The organism is Lamprobacter modestohalophilus (genome assembly GCF_016583905.1).
Lineage (GTDB): Bacteria > Pseudomonadota > Gammaproteobacteria > Chromatiales > Chromatiaceae > Lamprobacter > Lamprobacter modestohalophilus.
In genome coordinates this window covers 1-1,326 of the sequence record NZ_NRRY01000157.1, presented here as the reverse complement: position 1 = coordinate 1,326, position 1,326 = coordinate 1, and the positions used below count along the sequence as shown (strand labels likewise).

The following is a 1,326-nucleotide window of genomic DNA, read 5'->3' as shown; positions in this document are numbered from 1 at the left end:
GCGGGCGTGGAGGGCACCCTCCGCAAACTCATCACCCTCAAATTCGGCGACATCCCCGAGTCGGCATCCAAGCGCCTAGAGCAAGCCACAGACGAGCAACTGGACACCTGGGTCGAGCAGATCCTCACGGCTCACTCACTTGACGACCTGTTCACGACAAGGTGATGACCGCACCAGCTTCGAGCTCGATCTCGAGCCCGCGCTGACCACCATGCGCCTGCTAACCAGCCGGGCTAAACCGTGGTCCGTCCCGGGTTTCTCCGCTACTCTACCGGGTTTCTGCCGATATCGCGCTCAGGTGCCGGGGCCTGCCTATCCGAGCCGGCTACTGTTCGCTATCATCGTCGTCTAACCACGGCATTTGTCATGGAGGCTTGTCATGACCACGGCAGAAAAAATCTTTGAGGAAGCTCAGACCTTGCCCGAGTTTGAGCTGCGTGAAGTGCTGGATTTTGTGTGCTACCTGAAGTCTCGCCCGCGCCAGCCGCCGGCCTGTGAAACCGATACGGAAGCAGAGGCCGACTGGGCCGAATTCAAGAAAGGTGCCGGTCTTTGGTCCGGGAGATTTGTCCGCGAGGCCTGCTATGACCGCAAGATTCTTCGCTGATACCAATGTTCCCGTCTACGCGCTAGACGCCGACCAGAAACGGCGTGAGCGGGCGTTTTCGATCATGCGCCGGCGTCCGGTTATCAGCACACAGGTCGTGAATGAATTCATCAATGTGCTGACTGGCAAGCAACGCGTGCCGCGTGAGCAGGCCAACCGTTATGCACGCATTCTGCTTCGCCGCTGCGACGTTGTATCGCTGACTCCGCAAACGGTCGAGAGAGCCATCTTCATCGGCGAGCGTTACCAATGAGCCACTGGGATGCCCTGGTGGTTGCAGCGGCCCTGCTGAGCGGTTGCGATACGCTGTACTCTGAAGATTTACAGGATGGCCAAGTGTTCGAGGGTAGCCTTAGGGTAAACAATCCGTTTGTTCTGTCGGGTTGAGCCGAGGCATCAGCACTAGCCTGCTCAAAGACAGCCAGATCGCCCAAGCCACCGGCCTGAGCCTGGCCCAGATCGAAGCGCTACGGTCTCAGCCTCCGTCTTGACACAATGCGCTGGCCTAATCCGCTAAACTCAGCCCATGGCGACCACCGAAACCAACACCGACAACACCCCGGCTGCAACGGTCGCAACCAATAACGACCAGGGCAGCCCCAAGCACGACGAAGGCGGCCCCAGAAACGACCAAGACAGCCCCTGGAAAGAAGCCCTCGAACGCTTCTTCCCCGAGTTCCTCGCGCTATGATTCCCGGCCATCCACGCCGAGATTGACT

At 59.3% G+C, this 1,326-nt stretch carries 3 protein-coding genes; all 3 read left to right on the top strand.

Translation table 11 applies throughout. The annotated features are described in order from the left end of the window. The first annotated feature begins 379 nt into the window (after positions 1 to 379). The 3 genes from CKO42_RS26565 to CKO42_RS26555 all read left to right on the top strand — a co-directional run bounded on the left by CKO42_RS26565 (position 380) and on the right by CKO42_RS26555 (position 1,298). Positions 380 to 607, top strand: a complete 228-nt coding sequence (locus tag CKO42_RS26565) for a hypothetical protein (RefSeq protein WP_200252602.1) — start codon at positions 380 to 382, stop codon at positions 605 to 607. Next, positions 585 to 860, top strand: coding sequence for a PIN domain-containing protein (locus CKO42_RS26560; RefSeq protein ID WP_200252599.1), 276 nt, complete (start codon positions 585 to 587; stop codon positions 858 to 860). The genes CKO42_RS26565 and CKO42_RS26560 overlap by 23 nt, the downstream gene beginning before the upstream one ends. Before the next feature lie 273 nt (positions 861 to 1,133). Continuing rightward, positions 1,134 to 1,298, top strand: a complete 165-nt coding sequence (locus tag CKO42_RS26555) for a hypothetical protein (RefSeq protein ID WP_200252605.1) — start codon at positions 1,134 to 1,136, stop codon at positions 1,296 to 1,298. Positions 1,299 to 1,326 lie beyond the last annotated feature (28 nt).

Excerpts from the sequence above, each read along its gene's own strand:
- CKO42_RS26565 (WP_200252602.1), top strand. The coding sequence starts at position 380 with ATGACCACGGCAGAAAAAATCTTTGAGGAAGCTCAGACCTTGCCCGAG.
- CKO42_RS26560 (WP_200252599.1), top strand. The coding sequence starts at position 585 with ATGACCGCAAGATTCTTCGCTGATACCAATGTTCCCGTCTACGCGCTA.
- CKO42_RS26555 (WP_200252605.1), top strand. The coding sequence starts at position 1,134 with ATGGCGACCACCGAAACCAACACCGACAACACCCCGGCTGCAACGGTC.